Source organism: Azonexus sp., from assembly GCF_049652925.1.
Classification (GTDB): Bacteria; Pseudomonadota; Gammaproteobacteria; order Burkholderiales; family Rhodocyclaceae; genus Azonexus.
In genome coordinates this window covers 34,583-52,531 of record NZ_JBASFI010000039.1, presented here as the reverse complement: position 1 = coordinate 52,531, position 17,949 = coordinate 34,583, and the positions used below count along the sequence as shown (strand labels likewise).

Here is a 17,949-nt window from a genome sequence, read left to right as displayed (position 1 = left end):
GGTTATTCCGCGTGAGTTTTGGGCTGGCTGGTCGAGCGCGGCAGCATGGGTTCGGTGTCGACGTTGCGGGCCTGGGCCATGTAGAGCTTGAAGTAATGGCCTTCAACGGCCATCAATTCATCGTGGTTGCCGACTTCGACGATGCGGCCACGATCCATGACGACCAGCCGGTCGGCCTTGCGCAGCGTGCTCAGGCGGTGGGCGATGGCGATGGTGGTGCGACCCTTGACCAGATTATCGAGCGCCTTCTGGATTTCCTTCTCGGTTTCGGTGTCGACCGCTGACGTCGCTTCGTCGAGGATCAGGATGCGCGGATCGATGAGCAGGGCACGGGCGATGGAGATGCGCTGGCGCTCGCCACCGGACAGGCCCTGGCCGCGTTCGCCGACCAGCGAGTCGTAGCCGTGTGGCAGGCGCAGGATGAACTCGTGGGCATGGGCGGCGCGGGCGGCGGCGATGACTTCCTGACGCGTCGCTTTCGGCTTGCCGTAGGCGATGTTGTCGGCGATGGTGCCGAAGAAGAGGAAGGGTTCCTGCAGCACGAGGCCGATGTGCTGGCGGAATTCGGCGACCGGCACCGAGCGGACATCGACGCCGTCGATCAGCACCTGGCCTTCGGAGACGTCGTAGAAGCGGCAGATGAGATTGACGAGGGTCGACTTGCCGGAGCCGGAGTGGCCGACCAGACCGATCATTTCGCCGGGCTGGATGACCAGATCGACGTCGCGGGTAACCGAGCGCGTGCCGTAGCGGAAGCTGGCTTTCTTGAGTTCAAGCTGGCCGGTGACTTTTTCGAGGTGCACCGGGTTGGTCGGCTCGGGCACGCTCGAGACGTGGTCGAGGATGTCGAAAATGCGTTTGGTGCTCGACGCGGCGCGCTGGGTGGCCGAGACGATGCGGCTCATCGAGTCGAGGCGGGTGTAGAAGCGGCCGATGTAGGCCAGGAAGGCGGTAAGCACGCCGACCGTGCTTGCCCCCTTGGAGATCTGCCAGATGCCGAAGACCCAGACGACGAGCAGGCCGACTTCGGTGAGCAGGGTGACGGTCGGAGTGAACACCGACCAGGTCTTGTTGAGCTTGTCGTTCATCTGCAGGTTGTGCTCGTTGGCGGCGCGGAAACGCTCGCCTTCGCGCTTTTCCTGGGCAAAGGCCTTGACGACGCGGATGCCGGGGATGGTGTCGGCCAGCACGTTGGTCACTTCGGCCCAGACGCGGTCGATTTTCTCGAAGCCGGTGCGCAGTTTTTCGCGCACGAAGTGGATCAGCCAGCCGATGATCGGCAGCGGCAACAGGGTGACGAGGGCCAGCCACGGGTTGATGCTGAACAGGATCACGGCCGTCATCGTGATCATCAGCACGTCGGTGGCGAAGTTGAGCAGGTCGAGCGACAGGAATATGTTGATGCGGTCGGTTTCGTTGCCGATACGCGCCATCAGGTCGCCGGTGCGCTTGCCGCCGAAATATTCTAACGACAGCCCCAGCAGGTGGTCGTAGGTTTGTGTGCGCAGGTCGCGGCCCATTCGCTCGGAGACCAGCGACAGGATGTAGGTGCGGATCCAGCCCAGGCCCCAGGCCAGCACAGCGGCGCCGAACAGGCCGCCGAGGTACATGCCGACCAGTGACCAGTCGATGGGCTTGCCGTTCTGGAAGGGGATCAGCACCTCGTCCATGAGCGGCATGGTCAGGTAGGGAGGAACGAGCTGGGCGGCAGTCGATGCCAGGGTCAGGGCAAAACCCAGAATGAGCTGCCAGCGGTAGGGGCGGGCAAAACGCGAGAGGCGGAAAAGCGTCCAGGTGGACGGTGCCACCGTGGCTTCGCGGTTGCAGATCGGGCATTCGTCTTCGCCCGGCGGCAGCGGCGCCTTGCATTGCGGACAGCAATCTTCTTCGCTTGCCCTGCGCACGGCCTGGCCGCTGACAATGCTGTCGCGATTGAGGTCGAATTCGTTGATAACGCGCAGGGCGGACAGATTCTTGGCTAGCGTGTAGCGCCAGGTGGCGAGCAGGCCTTTTTCGTCGACCAGTTCAAGCGCGCCGACACCGGCGTGATCGTTGTGATTGAGCGTCAGCCCGCTGCGCAGCGGCCATTCCTGCCAACTCGTGTTGCCTGGAGCATAGGCGAGAAAACGGCGGTCGGTAACGATAACGAGTCCGGAAGCGAACCGTAGTCGATTGTCGAGGTCTATCTCGACCCAGGCCTGCATCTTTTCGCCAGCGGCCAGTTTTGCCTCAAGCTCGGCCGCCCAGCGGCTGGGGAGGGCTGGGTCGTTGCCGGCCAGGTTTTGTGCGTTCTGATTCATTGGCGAAGTATACCGCAGGGCTGCGGGTGCCCATCTAACGCCACAATATTCCTGCGGTTGACTCGTATCAAGGAATGCGGGGGCGGGCTGCCGTTGAATGGCCGAAAGACCAGAACAAGGACGTTCATGTTTCGCATCTCCCAATACATGCAGGAAATCGCTGCGCCGACCCCGCTGGCTCCGAAGCGCAATCCCCCCGGCCCGGTGGTGATCTGGAACCTGATCCGGCGCTGCAACCTGACTTGCAAGCATTGTTATTCAATTTCGGCCGATACCAATTTCCCCGGCGAGCTGAGTACCGATCAGGTTTTTACGGTGATGGACGACCTCCGGGGCTTCAAGGTGCCGGTGCTCATCCTGTCCGGCGGCGAGCCGCTACTCCGGCCGGATATCTATGACATCGCCAAACGGGCCAAGGCCAAGGGCTTTTACGTCGGGTTGTCGTCGAACGGGACGCTGATCGACGAAAGCAATATCGACCGGATTGCCGAGTGCGATTTCAATTATGTTGGCGTCTCACTGGACGGCATTGGCCAGACGCATGACACGTTCCGCCGGATGGATGGGGCTTTCGCGGCTTCGCTGAAGGGCATCCGGATGTGTCGCGATCTTGGTTTGAAGATAGGCGTCCGCTTCACGATGACGCAGGACAACGCGCAAGACTTGCCGAAGCTGTTGAAGTTGGTCGAGGACGAGGGCATCGACCGCTTCTACTTTTCTCACCTCAACTATGCCGGGCGTGGCAACAAGAATCGCAAGGACGACGCGCAACACCAGCTGACACGCTCGGCGATGGACCTGCTTTTTGATACCTGCTGGGAATACCAGCAGCGTGGGCTCAACAAGGAGTTCACGACCGGCAACAACGATGCCGACGGCGTCTATTTTCTGCACTGGGTGCGCCGGCGCTTCCCGGAAAGCGCCCCTCATGTCGAGGCCAAGCTGCGCCAGTGGGGCGGCAATTCGTCGGGGGTCAATGTCGCCAATATCGACAACCTCGGCAATGTGCATCCGGACACCATGTGGTGGCACCACAACCTGGGTAACGTCAAGGATCGGCCGTTTTCGCAGATCTGGCCGGATACCTCGGATGCGCTGATGGCCGGGTTGAAACAGCACCCGCGGGCGGTCAAGGGGCGGTGCGGGGCGTGCGCCTATCTCGGTATCTGCAACGGCAACACCCGCGTTCGTGCTCAGCAGATGACGGGTGATGCCTGGGCGGAAGATCCCGGTTGTTATCTTTCCGATGAGGAAATCGGCGTATGAATTGGCGAATCCTGATTCCGGCCGGCTTTGCCGTCTATTTTCTGTTCGGCATGGCCCAGTTGGCCGAAGCAGCCGATGTCGCGGCAAACTACAAGCAGCATTGCGCCACCTGCCATGGCGCCGACCGCCTTGGCGGCATCGGCCCGGCGCTGATTCCGGAGAACCTCGCACGCCTGCGCAAGCCCGAGGCGGAGAAAGTCATCCGCGATGGCCGCCCGGCGACGCAGATGCTTGGCATAGGCCAGACGCTGTCGGCCGACGAGATCAAGGCGCTGGTCGAGTACGCCTACACGCCGATCAAACCGATGCCGGCCTGGGGCGAGAAGGAAATCAACGCCTCGCGCATCGTCAATCACGCGCCGGGCAGCCTGCCCGACAAACCGCAGTTCACGGCCGATCCGCTCAACCTGTTTGTCGTCGTCGAAAGCGGCGATCACCATGTTTCCATCCTTGACGGCGACAAGCTGGAGCCGATCCACCGTTTCCAGTCGCGCTTCGCCCTGCATGGCGGGCCGAAATTCACGCCGGATGGTCGCTACGTCTTCTTCGCCTCGCGTGATGGCTGGATCACCAAGTTCGACCTGTGGAATCTCAAGGTCATTGCCGAGGTGCGCGCCGGCATCAATACCCGTAACGCCGCGGTGTCGGGCGACGGCAAGTGGGTGGCGGTGGCCAATTATCTGCCGCACAGCCTGGTCATTCTCGACGCTGATCTCAATCTGAAGAAAATCCTGCCGGTGAGCGACAAGGACGGCAAAACGACTTCGCGCGTTTCTGCGGTGTACGACGCCAGCCCCCGCCAGAGCTTTGTTGCAGCATTGAAGGATGTGAAAGAGGTCTGGGAAATCTCGTACAACCCGAAGGCCGACGATATTCCGGGCGGCATGATTCACGACTTCAAGTATCGCGAAGGCATGTTCATTCCCGGCTTTCTCAACCCGCAGCGCACGCAGCTCGACGATTACCTCGACGATTTCTATTTCACGCCGGGCTACGACGAGGTGATGGGTGCCTCGCGCAACGACGCCAAAAGCGCGGTCAGCGGCCAGGTGGTTAATCTCGACGCGCGCAAGAAGATTGCCGACCTCGAACTGCCTGGCATGCCGCACCTGGGTTCCGGCATTTCCTGGAAATGGCAGGGCAAAACGGTCATGGCAACGCCGAACCTCAACGAAGGCCTGATCAGCATCATCGATATGCAGACCTGGCAGACCATCAAGCAGATCAAGACGCGTGGCCCCGGATTTTTCATGCGCAGCCACGAAAACAGCCGCTACGCGTGGACCGATTCGATGATGAGCAAGGAGTTCAAGGACACCATGCAGATCATCGACAAGGAAACCCTGGAAGTCGTCGCCGAACTCAAGCCGGAACCGGGCAAAACCTTCGCTCACGTGGAGTTTACGAAAGACGGCAAATACGTGCTGGCCAGCCTGTGGGACATGGACGGTGCGTTGATCATCTACGACGCGGTGACGCTCAAGGAAGTGAAGCGCCTGCCGATGAAGAAGCCGGTCGGCAAGTACAACGTCTGGAACAAGATCACCAAGTCAGAGGGCACCAGCCATTGAACGCGATTTTAATTTCGGGCGAAATTTCCGGTTGACCGTTGAAGTGGTGTGGCGTTGTCAGTCCTGGCTGACAATTTTGACGTAAATGGCTGATGTATTTTGCCTGTGAATGTTTAAGTGACTGATTAAAAACGATTCTATTTGTCGATATGCTTTTGGCACGTATCTGGCTATAAAGCTATCCGGAAGCCAGCAGTACCCGAAGGCGTCTCTTCCTTTCCTCCCAGGGGAAGAGGCGCCGAATGACCGCCATTGAAATTCGACGACTTTTTCCCGACCATGCTGCGAACCGGGAATGCGTCACAGCAGGGGAAATGCCGGCTTCCAACCCGACTGCTTCGCCAACCGCGAGGAGGAGTTCGGGTGGCAGAACCAGCTCCGCTCAGGTGTCCGCTGACCTGCCGGGGGTAGGGTGATTTGTGCCATTTCTGGCGGTGTGTTGCTGTTGATTGACATAACTGTCAGTCGCGTGAAGGCAAAAAGCCTGAATTCGCGCCAGTGGAAAAGTCGTGAATCACGACGATGATGGCTATGGAAAACAGCCGTTCAACCAGTCGTACTGCTGATTTCGGCTGATCTCTGTTTTTCCTGCTGCGTCATTTTTCCTGCTATTCCAGCCCCGCATTTTTGCCCCGGCGAGCACCGGGCATATGTCTTGCACATAAACACGGGCAGCAAAACGAATTCATCCCTATTCACCATTACTGGAGAAGACTCATGGCATGGGAACTCTTATTTACGTCCGACATCGGCATACTCAGCTTGATCACCATTGGTTTCATTCTGGTCATGGCGGTCTACATCTGGCATTACGCAGTGAAGCACGCCAAGGAGGAGGAGCAGGAGCTTAGCTCGCACAAGCCCGTGGCTGGCGTGCATTAGGCTGAATGCTGACAACAAAAGGCCAGGACGAGGCCGGGGAAAATGAGCAAAAACAAACCCCGCTGCTCCTGGCCCCACCGGCTTTCTGCTTGAGCCGGTAGATCAATAGCGCCGAACGGCGCCACCGTTGTCGATATACAGGCGGTCGCCGACGCGCAGATCGACGAAATCGGTGTTCTGAATCAAGGTCTGGTAGCCGCCGTTTTCCATCCGGATGGTCAGCCGGAACTGGTCGCCCTGCGGCTGGTTCGACTTTTCGATCTGATGTCCGATCAGGGCGCCGCCCGCTGCGCCGATCACCGTCGCCGCCGTGTTGCCGTTGCCTTCGCCGACCTGATGGCCAATCAATCCACCGATCACTGCCCCGGCAATGGCGCCGACACCGATCCCGCTGTTGCTCTCGGGCCGGATCAGATCGATCGCGTACACCGAGCCGTAGCCCGGGTAGAGATCTCGCGAATAGGCTATCGGCGGGTAATCACGCTCCCAGCCGGGGCCATGCATCGGCGCGCAGCCGGTGAGGGCGAGCATGCCGGCCAGGGCCAAAGCGGCCGCGGATTTTCTCAGTGCATTCACGATTATCTCCTCTGTGCCCCGTCGGCAAATTGGTGCCGGGGAATGGTTGTGTTCTGTGGTTGGGCGCATTCAGGCGCCTTGTCATGGTGCGCCATGTGATTGGCAAGCACAACGTGTCGAAAAAGATCGTCTGTGCGGTGAAAGACGCGGGCTATCCTAATTTCTCGTAATGCCAAACAAATGAGAATCTATTTCGATTGCTAAACGACCTGGAGTTCATCCCTCGCTACCACAGCTATGATGTTGGATTTTTATGCCTAGAGCGAGGTTCTCAATGGTTTCAAGGTTAGCCACTGTTCTGCTACTGGCATCGATTGCTGGATGCGCACCATCCCTTCAGGAAATTCGCCAAGAAGCGCCGACCAAAAGTGCAATATATGCGGGAAAGTATGACGAAGTCGGGCCGTGTGTGGCGGCTGGAATGCAGTCCGCAGATGCAAGTGAATGGGAAACAAGCCTAGGCAGCTTAACGTATGAAGTCATTGACCAAAAGAGGCTGCGACGGATGACCATTACGGGGCGCTTCTCGTACCGCAATCTCCCGTTGATTGACGTAAGCGTTTCCGATGAGGGCGGGAAGTCTTTGATAGAAATAAGGCGACCGGGTCACAGGGGGGGGCGTATCGCAGAAGAGAAGACTTGGCCGATAGTTGAGGCATGCGTAGCTGAATTGAGTAAATAGCAACCTACGGTCCACGGTCGACCGGAAAAATCAGCCAAAAATGAAATTGTCGATCACCCTTATTGAACTGCTCGCATGCGGCCTTCAATTGCTTTCCCTCTGACTGTCATCGCATCGTCACAACAGATGCTCCTGGTGGTCGCGCCAGATTGGGACGCCTGTGGCGCGCAATTGCAGCGTTTTGAACGCCGGCATGCGGATGGCGAATGGCAGCCGATCGGGCGGGCGATCGCAGTGACTCTCGGCAAATCCGGGCTGGCCTGGGGCCGGGGCCTGCATCCGCAGGTTGCCGGGCCGGAGAAGCGCGAGGGCGATGGCCGCGCCCCGGCCGGCATTTTCGCCATCACGGCCTTGTTCGGTTATGCCGCGCCGGACAGCGCATTTGCCCGTGCCGCCAAGCTGCCCTACCTGTCGGCCTCGCCCGACCTCAAGGCTATCGACGACCCGGCTTCGGCCGATTACAACCGGATCGTCGATCAATCCACCGTGCCCCAGCCCGACTGGGCGTCGTGTGAGGACATGCTGAGGCCTGACGAACGTTATGCCGTCGGCGCCGTCGTTGCCCACAACGCCGAGCCGCCGGTGCCGGGCGCCGGCTCATGTATTTTCCTGCATGTCTGGGCCGGTGAGAGCGTGCCGACCGCCGGCTGCACGGCGATGGCGCTGGCTGACATGAGCGAGATCGGCGGCTGGCTCGATGCCTCGGCTACACCCCTGCTGGTCCAGTTGCCGCGGGCGGAATACGAAACCCGCCGCGCCGCCTGGGATTTGCCAAACTGCTTCGCGCCCTTGCGGTGACAGTCGCCAGCCAGCCGGCTAGACTGGCTGCCTTTCAACCATCCAGCGCCGCCGCCTGTGCTCAATAAAATCTGGGTCGCCTTCATCCTCGTCGGCTTCGTCGCGGCGGTGGCGCAGTTGCTGCAGGGCGACCTCGACATCTTCACACGCGTCCTGACTGGCCTGTTCGACACGGCCAAGACCGGTTTCGACATTTCAATCGGCCTGGTCGGCATCATGAGCCTGTGGCTGGGCATCATGAAAATCGGTGAAAAAGGCGGGCTGATCGAACTCTTCAGCCGCCTCGTCGCACCCTTCTTCCGCCGCGTTTTCCCCGACATCCCGACCGGCCATCCGGCCAGCGGCAGCATCGTCATGAATGTCAGCGCCAACATGCTCGGCCTCGACAACGCCGCGACGCCGCTCGGTCTCAAGGCCATGCGCGAGCTGCAGGAAATCAACCCGCAAAAAGACACGGCCAGCAACCCGATGATCATGTTCCTGGTCCTCAACACGGCCGGCATTACGCTGATCCCGACTACGGTCATCGCGATCCGCCAGAGCATCGCGCTCAAGCAGGGCCTGGTCGGCTTCAACGCCGCCGATATTTTTCTGCCGACGCTGCTCGGCACCTTCGTTTCCTTCTGCGCCGGCCTGATCGCCGTCGCCATCTGGCAGCGCATCAACCTGTTCTGCAAACCCGTGCTGGCCTTTTTTGCCGGTTTCGCTGCGCTCATGGCCGGCCTCTATTTCTGGCTGGCCGGTATGCCGGCCGAGCAGATGGCGCAAATGATCGGCCTGCTCGGCAGCGGCCTGATCGTCTCCATCATCGTCCTCTTCGTCGCCGTCGCCGCCTGGCGCGGCATCGACGTCTACGAAAGCTTCGTCGACGGCGCCAAGGAGGGCTTCGGCGTCGCCGTCCAGATCATTCCCTACCTGATCGCCATGCTCGTCGCCATCTCGGTCTTTCGCACGACGGGCGGCATGGATTACCTGATCGGCGCCATCCGCAGCCTTGTGCTGGCGCTCGGGCTGAACGACGATTTCGTTCCGGCGCTGCCGGTTGGCCTCATGAAAACGCTTTCCGGCAGCGGCGCCCGCGGCCTTATGGTGGACGTCATGACGACCTATGGCGTCGATTCCTTCCAGGGCAAACTCGCCGCCATCATCCAGGGCTCGACCGAAACCACCTTTTACGTCCTGGCCGTCTATTTCGGCAGCGTGAACATCACCAAAACCCGCTACGCCCTGGCTTGCGGGCTGATCGCCGACGCCGTCGGGCTGGTCGGCGCCATCCTTATCGGTTACGCCTTCTACCACTAAGAAGGTTTGCTACGGTCAACCGGAAAAAACGGCCAAAAACGAAATGCCGTCCCGACAAAGGTTGCGTCGGGGTTTGAATGTGCATACCTCACCGGCGGATCACTGTTTACGATTTAGGTCGCTGGCATGTTGGTTTGCCTCGGGTATTAGTAGATTCTTGTGCGCCGCGACTAGAATGGATGCAGACAACCGTAAAGGTGATGGCCTGCCATGAAAAAATGCATGCCGAAAACGTTCGGGAGGGCGTTGATCAGCTTGTTGCTGACTTTAGGCAACCTGCCGGGCTGGGCGGCTCACGCTGCCGAACGCGGCGAACCGCTTGTTGTTGCGCATGTCGCGCCGACCACCGGTCGTTTCGCCCTGCACGCCGAGGCCGACCGCCGTGGCAGCGAGTTGGCGATTGAAGAATTCAACAAGCGCGGTGGCGTGCTCGGACGCGAAGTCATCCTCGTCGCGCGCGACCCGAGCCTGGATGGAAAACAGGCGGCACGGGTCGCCGATGAGCTGATTACCCGGACCAAGGCGGCCTTTCTCGTCGGCGCCATCAGTTCCGGCGTGGCTGCCAGCATGTCGGCCGTCTGCCAGAAATACGGCACCATTTTCATCAATACCAATTCCTCGGCGCCTTCCGAATCGGTCGAAAACGCCCATCGCACAAAATTTGTGTTCGATGCGCACGGGGCTAATGTCTATCGCGCCCTGATCAAGTACGCCCTAGCCAATCGCCCGTCAAAACGGGTGGTGCTGCTCACCGAGGACAATGTCTGGGGCAAGGACAACGCGACCGCAAGTCGTAAATACATTGCTGAGTCCGGCGGGACGGTGGTGGGCGAAGTGCTGGCCCCCGAGACCTTGCCCGACCCGCTCGTCATTCTGGCCAAAGTGGCTGCCATTCCTGCTGACACAGTCGTCACAAGCATCAGCGGCGACAACCAGATCAAGCTTTTTGCCCAGATTGACCCGCAGGTTCTTGAGCGCCAATCGTGGATCGTCGGCGAAGTGGACTGGGAGGAACTCTATCCGGCGCCGGGAACACCCCGTCCGCTGTTCGCCACGACCTGGGCCTGGAACCTGAAAAATCCCGGCACCGCCGAATTCGTCGCCCGTTATCGCCAACGCTACGGCCACACCAAGCTGGATTACCCGGGCGACGTAACGCACGCCGCCTATCTCGCCACCAAGGCCCTGCTGGCAGCCATTGAAAAAGCCGGGACCACCGACAATCATGCCGTCATCGCCCAACTGGAAAAATACCGGCGCACGGCCAGGGACGGCATGCAGGATTCCGATGCCTTCATGGATCCGGTCAGCCACCACGTTCAACAAAGCATCTACATCGCCCGCTGGAACCCGCGGGCAGCCCGCCCAGAACTCGGTCTGGAAATCCTCGGCCATATTCCGCCCGAGCTATCGCGCTTCGAGGGTGAAACCGCGACACGTCTGGAGCCGCTGAGCAGCACGCCCCGCTATACCCCATGAATATTCCCCGTTTTGGTCTCATTGCCCGCATCGCACTGCTCGTCATCGGCGTCGAGCTTGCCGCCTTCGGCGCCCTGGGTGGGTTCTACATCGACCGCTACAGCGCAGCCGCCGACGAACATCTACAGTCGCGCCTGGAACTGCTCGGGCGCATGATCAGCAACGACGAACTGGCGCCAACGGCCCTGTCTCGGCGTGAACTGATCGGCGAACTGCTCGCCGCGCCCTGTACCCGGGCGGTTGTTGTTGGCGGCAGCGACCGCGTCATCATCTCGACGGATCCGGATCATCTCGGCCTCAAGGCCGGCAGCATTCCCGGTATCGACGAAAAGTGGCTGGCGGACGGCGCGCCGGATCGTCAGTTCATGGCCAACGGGGACAGTCTGACCGCCGTCATGCACATCCATAGTCCGGCCAGCGATGCCCATCTCTATACCGCCGTGCTTCAGGTCGATATCAGCGGAATCAACGCTCAAAAGCGCTCCATTGCGCAGTGGGGCATCTTCGGATCCGCCTTGTTCATCCTGCTCAGTTCGCTGGCCATTCTGTTTTTTGCCCAACGGCTTATAACCCGCCGCATTCGGGACTCGCTCGCCACCCTGAAAGAGGTCGAGGGTGGCAACCTCGATGCCCGCATCCCCGTTTCGGCATATGACGAGTTGGGCGAATTGCAGCAGGGAATCAATTCGATGACGGAAAAGGTCGGCCAATTACTCAAACAACACCAGCGCAACGAAGAGGAAATCCGTAGTTCCAGCCGTTTGCTCAATTCGATCATCGAAAATATCCCCAACATGATCTTCCTGAAGCGCGCCGACGATTTGCGCTTCGTGCTTTTCAACAAGGCCGGAGAACAATTGTTAGGCTATGACCGTCAGGAACTTCTAGGCAAGAACGACTACGATTTTTTTTCCACGGCGGAGGCCGAGTCCTTCACCGGCAAGGATCGCCAAGTCCTCGCCTCGACCGTGCTAACAGACATTCCCGAAGAAAACATCACGCCGCGTCACGGCCAGCCGCGCATCCTGCACACCAAGAAACTGGCGCTGCGCAATGCCCAGGGCGAGCCCGAGTTCTTACTCGGAATTTCCGAAGACATTACTGATTTCAAGCATGCCGCTGAGGAGCTTGAGCGCTACCGGGCTCATCTCGAACAACTGGTCGCCGTGCGCACGGCAGAGCTGTCGCAAGCCAAGGAAGAGGCCGAGGCCGCCAATATCGCGAAAAGCACCTTCCTGGCCAACATGTCGCATGAAATCCGCACGCCGCTCAACGCCATTACCGGCCTCGCCCACATAATCCGGCGCGGTGGCCTGACGCCAGAACAGAGCGAGCGCCTCGACAAGCTGCAAGGGGCCAGCACCCACCTGCTCAACATCATCAACACCATCCTCGATATCTCGAAAATTGAGGCCGGGAAATTCGAGCTGGAGGAGTCAGCCATCAAGATTGAGGCCATTCTCGGCAATGTCTCCTCCATGCTGCGCGAACAGGTCGAGGCCAAAGACCTCGATCTGCGCTGCGAAGTTGAACCGTTACCGCCATACCTGTTGGGCGATGCGACACGGCTGCAACAGGCATTGCTCAATTACGCGATCAACGCCGTCAAGTTCACCGAAATCGGCAGTGTCACGCTCCGGGTCAAACCGGTCGACGAAACTGACGACAGCATCATGCTGCGTTTCGAAGTCGTCGATACCGGCATCGGTATCCCCAAGGAAGCCTTGGGCCGGCTGTTCTCCGCTTTCGAGCAAGCCGACAACAGTACCACCCGAAAATATGGCGGCACCGGCCTGGGGCTTGCCATTACCAGGCGGCTGGCCCGGTTGATGGGCGGCGAGGCCGGGGCAGAAAGTAGTCAGGGGGGCGGCAGCACCTTCTGGTTCACCGCGCGACTCCGCAAGGGATCGGCGAGCAACGCTGAAGTCGGCGAAACCACTCTGTCCGATGCTGCAGAACGTCGCCTGAAGCATGACTACCCGGCGCTGTCTGTGCTCCTGGCCGAGGATGAACCGATCAACCAGGAAATAACCAGGGAATTGCTGACCGATGTCGACTGGCGGGTAGATACCGCAGCCGATGGTGTCGAGGCGCTCGCCCTGGCCGAGAAAAATGACTACGCCTTGATCCTGATGGATATGCAGATGCCCAATATGGATGGCATTGAATCTACTCAGTGCATCCGACGCCTGGCCAAATGCGCGACAACGCCGATCCTGGCGATGACCGCCAACACCTTTGCTGAAGACAAGGCGAAATGTCTGGATGCCGGGATGAACGATTTCATCAGTAAGCCGGTCAGCCCCGAACATCTCTACGCAACCTTGTACAAATGGGTAGCGAAAAATGACGGCGGGAAAAATGTACCTGGCGGCTAAGCTCCCAAGGCACTGCCCCCTCATGTCGGGGCGGTGTGAAATGATATTTCCCCCTTCGTTTTATTGCCAAGGGGCTTAACGCCGCGCCGATTTCCCGCTAGAATCTCGCCCCTTCTTCGTCGTTCGAAGTAAGCAAGCATCCCCGGATGCTGCAGCCTTGGTGGTGAAATTGGTAGACACGCTATCTTGAGGGGGTAGTGGCGCAAGCTGTGCGAGTTCGAGTCTCGCCCAAGGCACCAATAATTCTGATGAATACACTCAGAATCAATTCCTTAGTACGTCATTTCCGGCTTGTTCATGTTTCGCCGCTGCTTTGGTCGATCGATTGACTAAAAGTCGCAGGCGGGAACCTTGTTGTTCCTGCTGACTCGAAAGACTGAATGGAAGCAATACAGGCCATTCATGACATGCGCGGCGTTCTGACCATTACGGAATTCGATGCCGCCTGATTCAGGAGGCAGATAACCGGCCTTCTGGCGTGAAAGGAAGGACGATGAGCAATTTCATCAGCAGGCTGTTCAACCCGGACAGCGCCGAGCACCCGGCCGGCGAAATCGACCGCGGGTATGTCTCGGAATACACGCAATTCATCGATCAGTTCCTGGTCGATCATCCCGATGCACTGGTCGATCAGCACGACGGGCGCCTGCTCTACTGGGACAAGAAAGTCGATCAGGCAGAGCAGCAAAAGGCCGAGCAGGACCGCGCCGAGGCTGACGGCTACGGATTTTATAGCTCGGCCTGGCGCGCCACGAAGCAATAGGCGCAATTCGGCAGCCCGTCGCCATGGCCATCAGCTTGAGTTTTCAGCCCGTCTCGCCCGGTAGCGTGAGCGCGATTTCGCCGTTGGCTGCCCGGCCATTGGGGACGACGGCAACGAGGAACGCAGCTGCCGCCGAGACACCGTCCAGCATTGTCAGCCTCTCGCCACAGGGGCGCCTCCTGGCGGCGACGGCAACAACCGGAACCGCCCCGCAGACCTCCGCCAGCCAGACCTCTCTGGTCATTTCAGTGCCTCGACAAGCCAGCGCCCTGGAAACCGACAACCTTGCCGCCCGGCGGGAAGCCTCGGCAGCGCGTCTTTCCCTGCAGTCGCTGATCGATAACCCGGCGCAGCGCGCCATCGCCAACAACCGGTTCAATCCGGTTTACTCGGCACTCCTCGCCGCTGCACGTCAGGCAGATTTCACGACGGGACAACCGCAGATCCGGGCGAATGCGATCCCGGTCGAGATTCCCGTCCCGGTTCTGGCGGTTGACCGGGTAGACGCTATCGGCAATTACAATCAGGCCGCCCGCGAATTTGCCCATTGGCAATCACCGGTGAATCACTGATGGCGTCGGGCCTGATCGGCTTTATCCGGCGTCACGAGGCGAGAGAGGAGCGATCCTATGGAAACCGTCTGCAATTTGAGTGAAAAGAGTTGCGCGCCCTGTGAGGGTGGCACGCCGCCGTTATCCCAGGAAAAAATCGACCGGCTGTTGCCGAGCCTCGATGGCTGGGTGCAAACGGGTACAGAGATCAGCAAGACTTTCCAGTTTCGCAACTATTACGAAACCATGGCCTTCGTGAATGCAACGGCCTGGATTTCGCATCGCGAGAACCACCATCCCGACCTCGAGGTCGGTTACCGGGAGTGCCGCGTGCGCTACACGACGCACGCCATCGGCGGCCTGTCGGAAAACGATTTCATCTGTGCCGCCAAGATAGAACGCTGCCTGCTCGGCGTGTAAACTGGCGGCCATGATCGACAGCCCCTACGTTTCGACCTTTCTTGGTCACCGTTTTTTCCTGACCCGACCGCATATCGACGATGTCGCCATCGAGGACATCGCCCACGGCCTTGCCTACCAGTGCCGTTTCAACGGCCAGACGCGGGAATTCTATTCGGTGGCCCAGCACAGCCTGATGGTCATGCAACTGGTGCCTGAGCCGCTACGGCTGGCGGCCCTGCTGCACGACGCGGCCGAAGCCTATCTGGGCGACATGGTCAAGCCGCTGAAAAACCTGTTCCCTGAATTCAGTGCCATCGAAGGCCGCGTCATGCAGATCATCGGCGAGCGTTTCGCTGTCGATCTTGAACACCTGGACCCGGCGATCAAGGCCGCCGATCTGGTTGCCCTGGCCACTGAAAAGCGCGACCTGATGCCGCACTCGACCGAAGCCTGGGCCAACCTTCGGGACATCCGGCCGCTGCCCGACAGCATCCGGCCGCTCATGCCGGTGGATGCCAAGTCGGCTTTTCTCGACAGCTTTCGCCTGCTGCACGCCTGACGCGGTTTCAGAACATAGCGGCAATCCCCTGCAGCACGCTGAGCAGGGCGGCCGAGATGATCATCAGGGCGAACCAGGCCAGGACGCCGACCGCCGTCACCAGATTGGAGATGTAATGCGCCTTGCGCGCGTCGTTGACCTTGAGCAGCGGCCGCACGCCGTGCCGGATCAGCGCCGCCGACGCCAGCCAGGCCGCCGCCACGATCAACAGATTGACCGTCAGGCTGGGCACCAACAGCGCCAGCGACGACAGCCACAGCGGCACCGGCGCAATGGCCGCCAGCGTGTAGGCATTCTCGTAACCGGGGTCGTGATCCTGGTCGCTGGTCATGCGCTGGATCAGCATGGCCATGAATGAAACCATCGCCAGTTGCGCGACAAACATGACGATCCCGCTGGCCAGCAACTGGCCGCCGGTCATCGCCGGCACGGAGAGCGGAAAAACGGCACCGGGATAAACCCGTTCGGCAAAGGCAAACATCGCCGGGGGAATGATCGACAGCGGCATGACGAGACCGAACATCAGGGAGCGGGCGGGCGGATGGCTGCGTTGAATATCGGACCAGCCCTCGGTTTCCGATATCAGCATTGCCGGGAAATGAGTCAGGGACATGATGAACCTCCTTGTCGCCGCCAAAGAGTGCCGGACGCCGGGTGCGGCAACGGCACGAGCGGGACAATGTTTAGAGATTCGTTGATCCTTCGCGGTTCCACATTTTCCTGCCCATTTCCACGGTCAACCGGAAAAATCGGCGAAAATTGAAATCCTGCCCAGCCCGCGAAACCCTGCCGCCGTGTCCTCCCTCGTGTTTTTCAACAAGCCTTACGGCGTCCTCAGCCAATTCACGCCGGAAGGCAAGTGGCGGGCGCTTGACGAGTTCATTCCGGTCAAGGGCGTGTATGTCGCCGGCCGGCTCGATGCCGACAGCGAAGGGCTGCTCATCCTGACCGACGACGGCAAGCTGCAGGCCAAGATCGCCGACCCCAAACACAAGCTGGAAAAAACCTACTGGGCGCAGGTCGAAGGCGCGCCGGACGAAGCGGCGCTCGACAAACTGCGCGCCGGCATCGCGCTCTCCGATTTCACCGCCAAGCCGGCCAAGGTGCGGCTGATTGGCGAACCGCCAGCCCTCTGGCAGCGCGAGCCGCCGATTCGCTACCGCGCCGCGATCCCGACTGCGTGGCTGGAAATCCGCATTTCGGAGGGCAAGAACCGCCAGGTGCGGCGCATGACGGCGGCCATCGGTTATCCTACGCTCCGTCTGATCAGGGCTGCCATCGGGGCAGCGACGCTGGACGGTCTGGCCCTTGGTGAATGGCGAAAGATCGACGGCAGTTACCAGGATTTGCAAGGAAAATTCAATGAATAAGACACTCGTCGGCCTGCTCGCCGGCCTGACCATCAGTGCTTCGGCCTGGGCGCAGGGTGCCATGCCGCTCATGGAACTGAGCGCCGGCTTTCACCGCATCGAGGCCGAAGTTGCGGCCAACGACCAGAACCGCCAGGTCGGCCTGATGAACCGCAAGGCCATGCCGACCCAGCGCGGCATGCTCTTCGTGTTTACCCAGGAAAACACCCACTGCATGTGGATGCGCAACACGCTGCTGCCACTCTCGGTCGCCTTCATGGACGGCGAAGGCAAGATCATCAACATCGAGGACATGCAGCCGCAAACCGAAGACAACCACTGCGCCCGCCGCCCGGCCCGCTACGCGCTGGAAATGAACCTCGGCTGGTTCGCCCAGCGCGGCATCAAGCCCGGCGTCAAGCTGGGCGGTCTCGACAAGGCGCCGCGTCCGCAATAATGAGTCGAAACGATTGGCGTGCCCGCCCGACCGGAGGCCCGCTCGATGCTGACCTGGCCTCCTGGCTGACCGAACCCGGCTCATTGACGGCGCGTTGCCAGCGCAACAGCCGCCAGTTTTGCGTCCGCCTGCTGCGTTACGAAAAGGGTCAGGCGCTGGCTGATGAAGGTCTGCGCCTCAAGCAATCGCGAGCCCCGGCCTGGGTTCGCGAAGTGGCGCTGGAATGCGACGGCGTTCCTGTCATTTTTGCCCACACCACACTGTCTACCGCCAGCAATGGCCGCCTGAGCCGCTGGCTGGCACGCCTCGGCAGCAACTCGCTCGGTTCGCTGCTGTTCACCCATCCCGGCTTTCAACGCGGCGCCATCGAGTTTCGCCGGCTCGACCCGCGTCACCCGCTTTTCCAGCGGGCCGCCGCCCTCGGCGCCACCGGCGACACCCTGTGGGCCCGCCGTTCGCTGCATCGCCTCGGGGCGCAACAGGTGCTGGTGACTGAAGTGTTTCTGCCGGCAGTGGCGAGTTTCCGTTGCTGAGTGTCAATGCTCGTCGCCCGGCGAGTTTTCCGGCAATTGGCCACGAAACCCGCGCCAGACCTATAATCAAATGATGAGTTTTCGATCCTTTCTGGCAGTTA

Annotated in this window: 17 protein-coding genes and 1 tRNA gene; 15 read left to right on the top strand and 3 right to left on the bottom strand. The window is 60.3% G+C overall.

What is annotated here, in order from left to right; genetic code table 11:
* Positions 1-2: 2 nt before the first annotated feature.
* On the bottom strand, positions 3-2,300 hold the full coding sequence (locus WBK19_RS18075; RefSeq protein ID WP_511292229.1) for a cyanophycin metabolism-associated ABC transporter: 2,298 nt from the start codon (positions 2,298-2,300) through the stop codon (positions 3-5).
* Positions 2,301-2,426: 126 nt separating this feature from the next.
* Here WBK19_RS18075 and nirJ point away from each other — a divergent pair, with 126 nt between their 5' ends.
* The 3 genes from nirJ (at position 2,427) to WBK19_RS18060 (ending at position 6,019) form a co-directional block, all read left to right on the top strand.
* On the top strand, positions 2,427-3,566 hold the full coding sequence (nirJ, locus tag WBK19_RS18070) for a heme d1 biosynthesis radical SAM protein NirJ (protein WP_511292227.1): 1,140 nt from the start codon (positions 2,427-2,429) through the stop codon (positions 3,564-3,566).
* On the top strand, positions 3,563-5,137 hold the full coding sequence (locus WBK19_RS18065) for a cytochrome D1 domain-containing protein (protein WP_511292225.1): 1,575 nt from the start codon (positions 3,563-3,565) through the stop codon (positions 5,135-5,137). Before nirJ ends, WBK19_RS18065 begins: the two co-directional genes overlap by 4 nt.
* A gap of 717 nt (positions 5,138-5,854) precedes the next feature.
* Complete coding sequence (locus WBK19_RS18060) at positions 5,855-6,019, top strand: DUF3149 domain-containing protein (protein WP_511292223.1); 165 nt, start codon at positions 5,855-5,857, stop codon at positions 6,017-6,019.
* A 102-nt stretch (positions 6,020-6,121) separates the two neighbouring features.
* Here WBK19_RS18060 and WBK19_RS18055 read toward each other — a convergent pair whose 3' ends face one another.
* Positions 6,122-6,595 carry an outer membrane lipoprotein gene (locus WBK19_RS18055; protein WP_511292221.1) on the bottom strand — a complete coding sequence of 158 codons (474 nt, stop codon included), beginning with the start codon at positions 6,593-6,595 and terminating at the stop codon, positions 6,122-6,124.
* Positions 6,596-7,352: 757 nt separating this feature from the next.
* Here WBK19_RS18055 and WBK19_RS18050 point away from each other — a divergent pair.
* From WBK19_RS18050 to WBK19_RS18010, 9 genes are all read left to right on the top strand, one after another.
* Positions 7,353-8,075, top strand: a complete 723-nt coding sequence (locus tag WBK19_RS18050) for a L,D-transpeptidase family protein (RefSeq protein ID WP_511292219.1) — start codon at positions 7,353-7,355, stop codon at positions 8,073-8,075.
* Between the two features lie 57 nt (positions 8,076-8,132).
* Positions 8,133-9,377 carry a spore maturation protein gene (locus tag WBK19_RS18045; RefSeq protein WP_511292217.1) on the top strand — a complete coding sequence of 415 codons (1,245 nt, stop codon included), beginning with the start codon at positions 8,133-8,135 and terminating at the stop codon, positions 9,375-9,377.
* 222 nt (positions 9,378-9,599) lie between these two features.
* The gene (locus tag WBK19_RS18040) at positions 9,600-10,856 is read left to right on the top strand and encodes an ABC transporter substrate-binding protein (protein WP_511292215.1); all 1,257 of its coding nucleotides are present in this window, start codon (positions 9,600-9,602) and stop codon (positions 10,854-10,856) included.
* Positions 10,853-13,234, top strand: a complete 2,382-nt coding sequence (locus WBK19_RS18035; RefSeq protein WP_511292213.1) for a response regulator — start codon at positions 10,853-10,855, stop codon at positions 13,232-13,234. The genes WBK19_RS18040 and WBK19_RS18035 overlap by 4 nt, the downstream gene beginning before the upstream one ends.
* A 154-nt stretch (positions 13,235-13,388) precedes the next feature.
* Positions 13,389-13,473 (top strand) — tRNA-Leu (locus WBK19_RS18030).
* Positions 13,474-13,727: 254 nt separating this feature from the next.
* Complete coding sequence (locus tag WBK19_RS18025) at positions 13,728-13,997, top strand: DUF3460 family protein (RefSeq protein WP_511292211.1); 270 nt, start codon at positions 13,728-13,730, stop codon at positions 13,995-13,997.
* A 23-nt stretch (positions 13,998-14,020) separates the two neighbouring features.
* Positions 14,021-14,569: a hypothetical protein gene (locus tag WBK19_RS18020; protein WP_511292209.1), complete on the top strand. Its 549-nt coding sequence runs from the start codon at positions 14,021-14,023 to the stop codon at positions 14,567-14,569.
* 57 nt (positions 14,570-14,626) lie between these two features.
* Positions 14,627-14,968, top strand: a complete 342-nt coding sequence (locus tag WBK19_RS18015; RefSeq protein WP_511292207.1) for a 4a-hydroxytetrahydrobiopterin dehydratase — start codon at positions 14,627-14,629, stop codon at positions 14,966-14,968.
* 10 nt (positions 14,969-14,978) lie between these two features.
* Entirely contained in the window at positions 14,979-15,509 is a 531-nt protein-coding gene (locus tag WBK19_RS18010) for a hypothetical protein (RefSeq protein WP_511292205.1), read from the top strand.
* A 7-nt stretch (positions 15,510-15,516) separates the two neighbouring features.
* Here WBK19_RS18010 and WBK19_RS18005 read toward each other — a convergent pair whose 3' ends face one another.
* A complete protein-coding gene (locus WBK19_RS18005) occupies positions 15,517-16,122 on the bottom strand; it encodes a YIP1 family protein (protein WP_511292203.1) in 606 nt (201 codons plus the stop codon).
* A 181-nt stretch (positions 16,123-16,303) separates the two neighbouring features.
* Between WBK19_RS18005 and WBK19_RS18000 the strand changes: the two genes are divergently transcribed.
* Genes WBK19_RS18000 through WBK19_RS17990 form a run of 3 tightly spaced genes read left to right on the top strand, consistent with a single transcriptional unit; the run spans position 16,304 to position 17,848 of the window.
* Positions 16,304-16,879 (top strand): pseudouridine synthase, encoded by a 576-nt coding sequence (locus WBK19_RS18000; protein WP_511292201.1) that lies wholly within the window; start codon positions 16,304-16,306, stop codon positions 16,877-16,879.
* Entirely contained in the window at positions 16,872-17,315 is a 444-nt protein-coding gene (locus tag WBK19_RS17995) for a DUF192 domain-containing protein (RefSeq protein WP_511292199.1), read from the top strand. Before WBK19_RS18000 ends, WBK19_RS17995 begins: the two co-directional genes overlap by 8 nt.
* Entirely contained in the window at positions 17,315-17,848 is a 534-nt protein-coding gene (locus tag WBK19_RS17990) for a chorismate--pyruvate lyase family protein (protein ID WP_511292197.1), read from the top strand. The genes WBK19_RS17995 and WBK19_RS17990 overlap by 1 nt, the downstream gene beginning before the upstream one ends.
* The last annotated feature ends 101 nt before the right edge of the window (positions 17,849-17,949 follow it).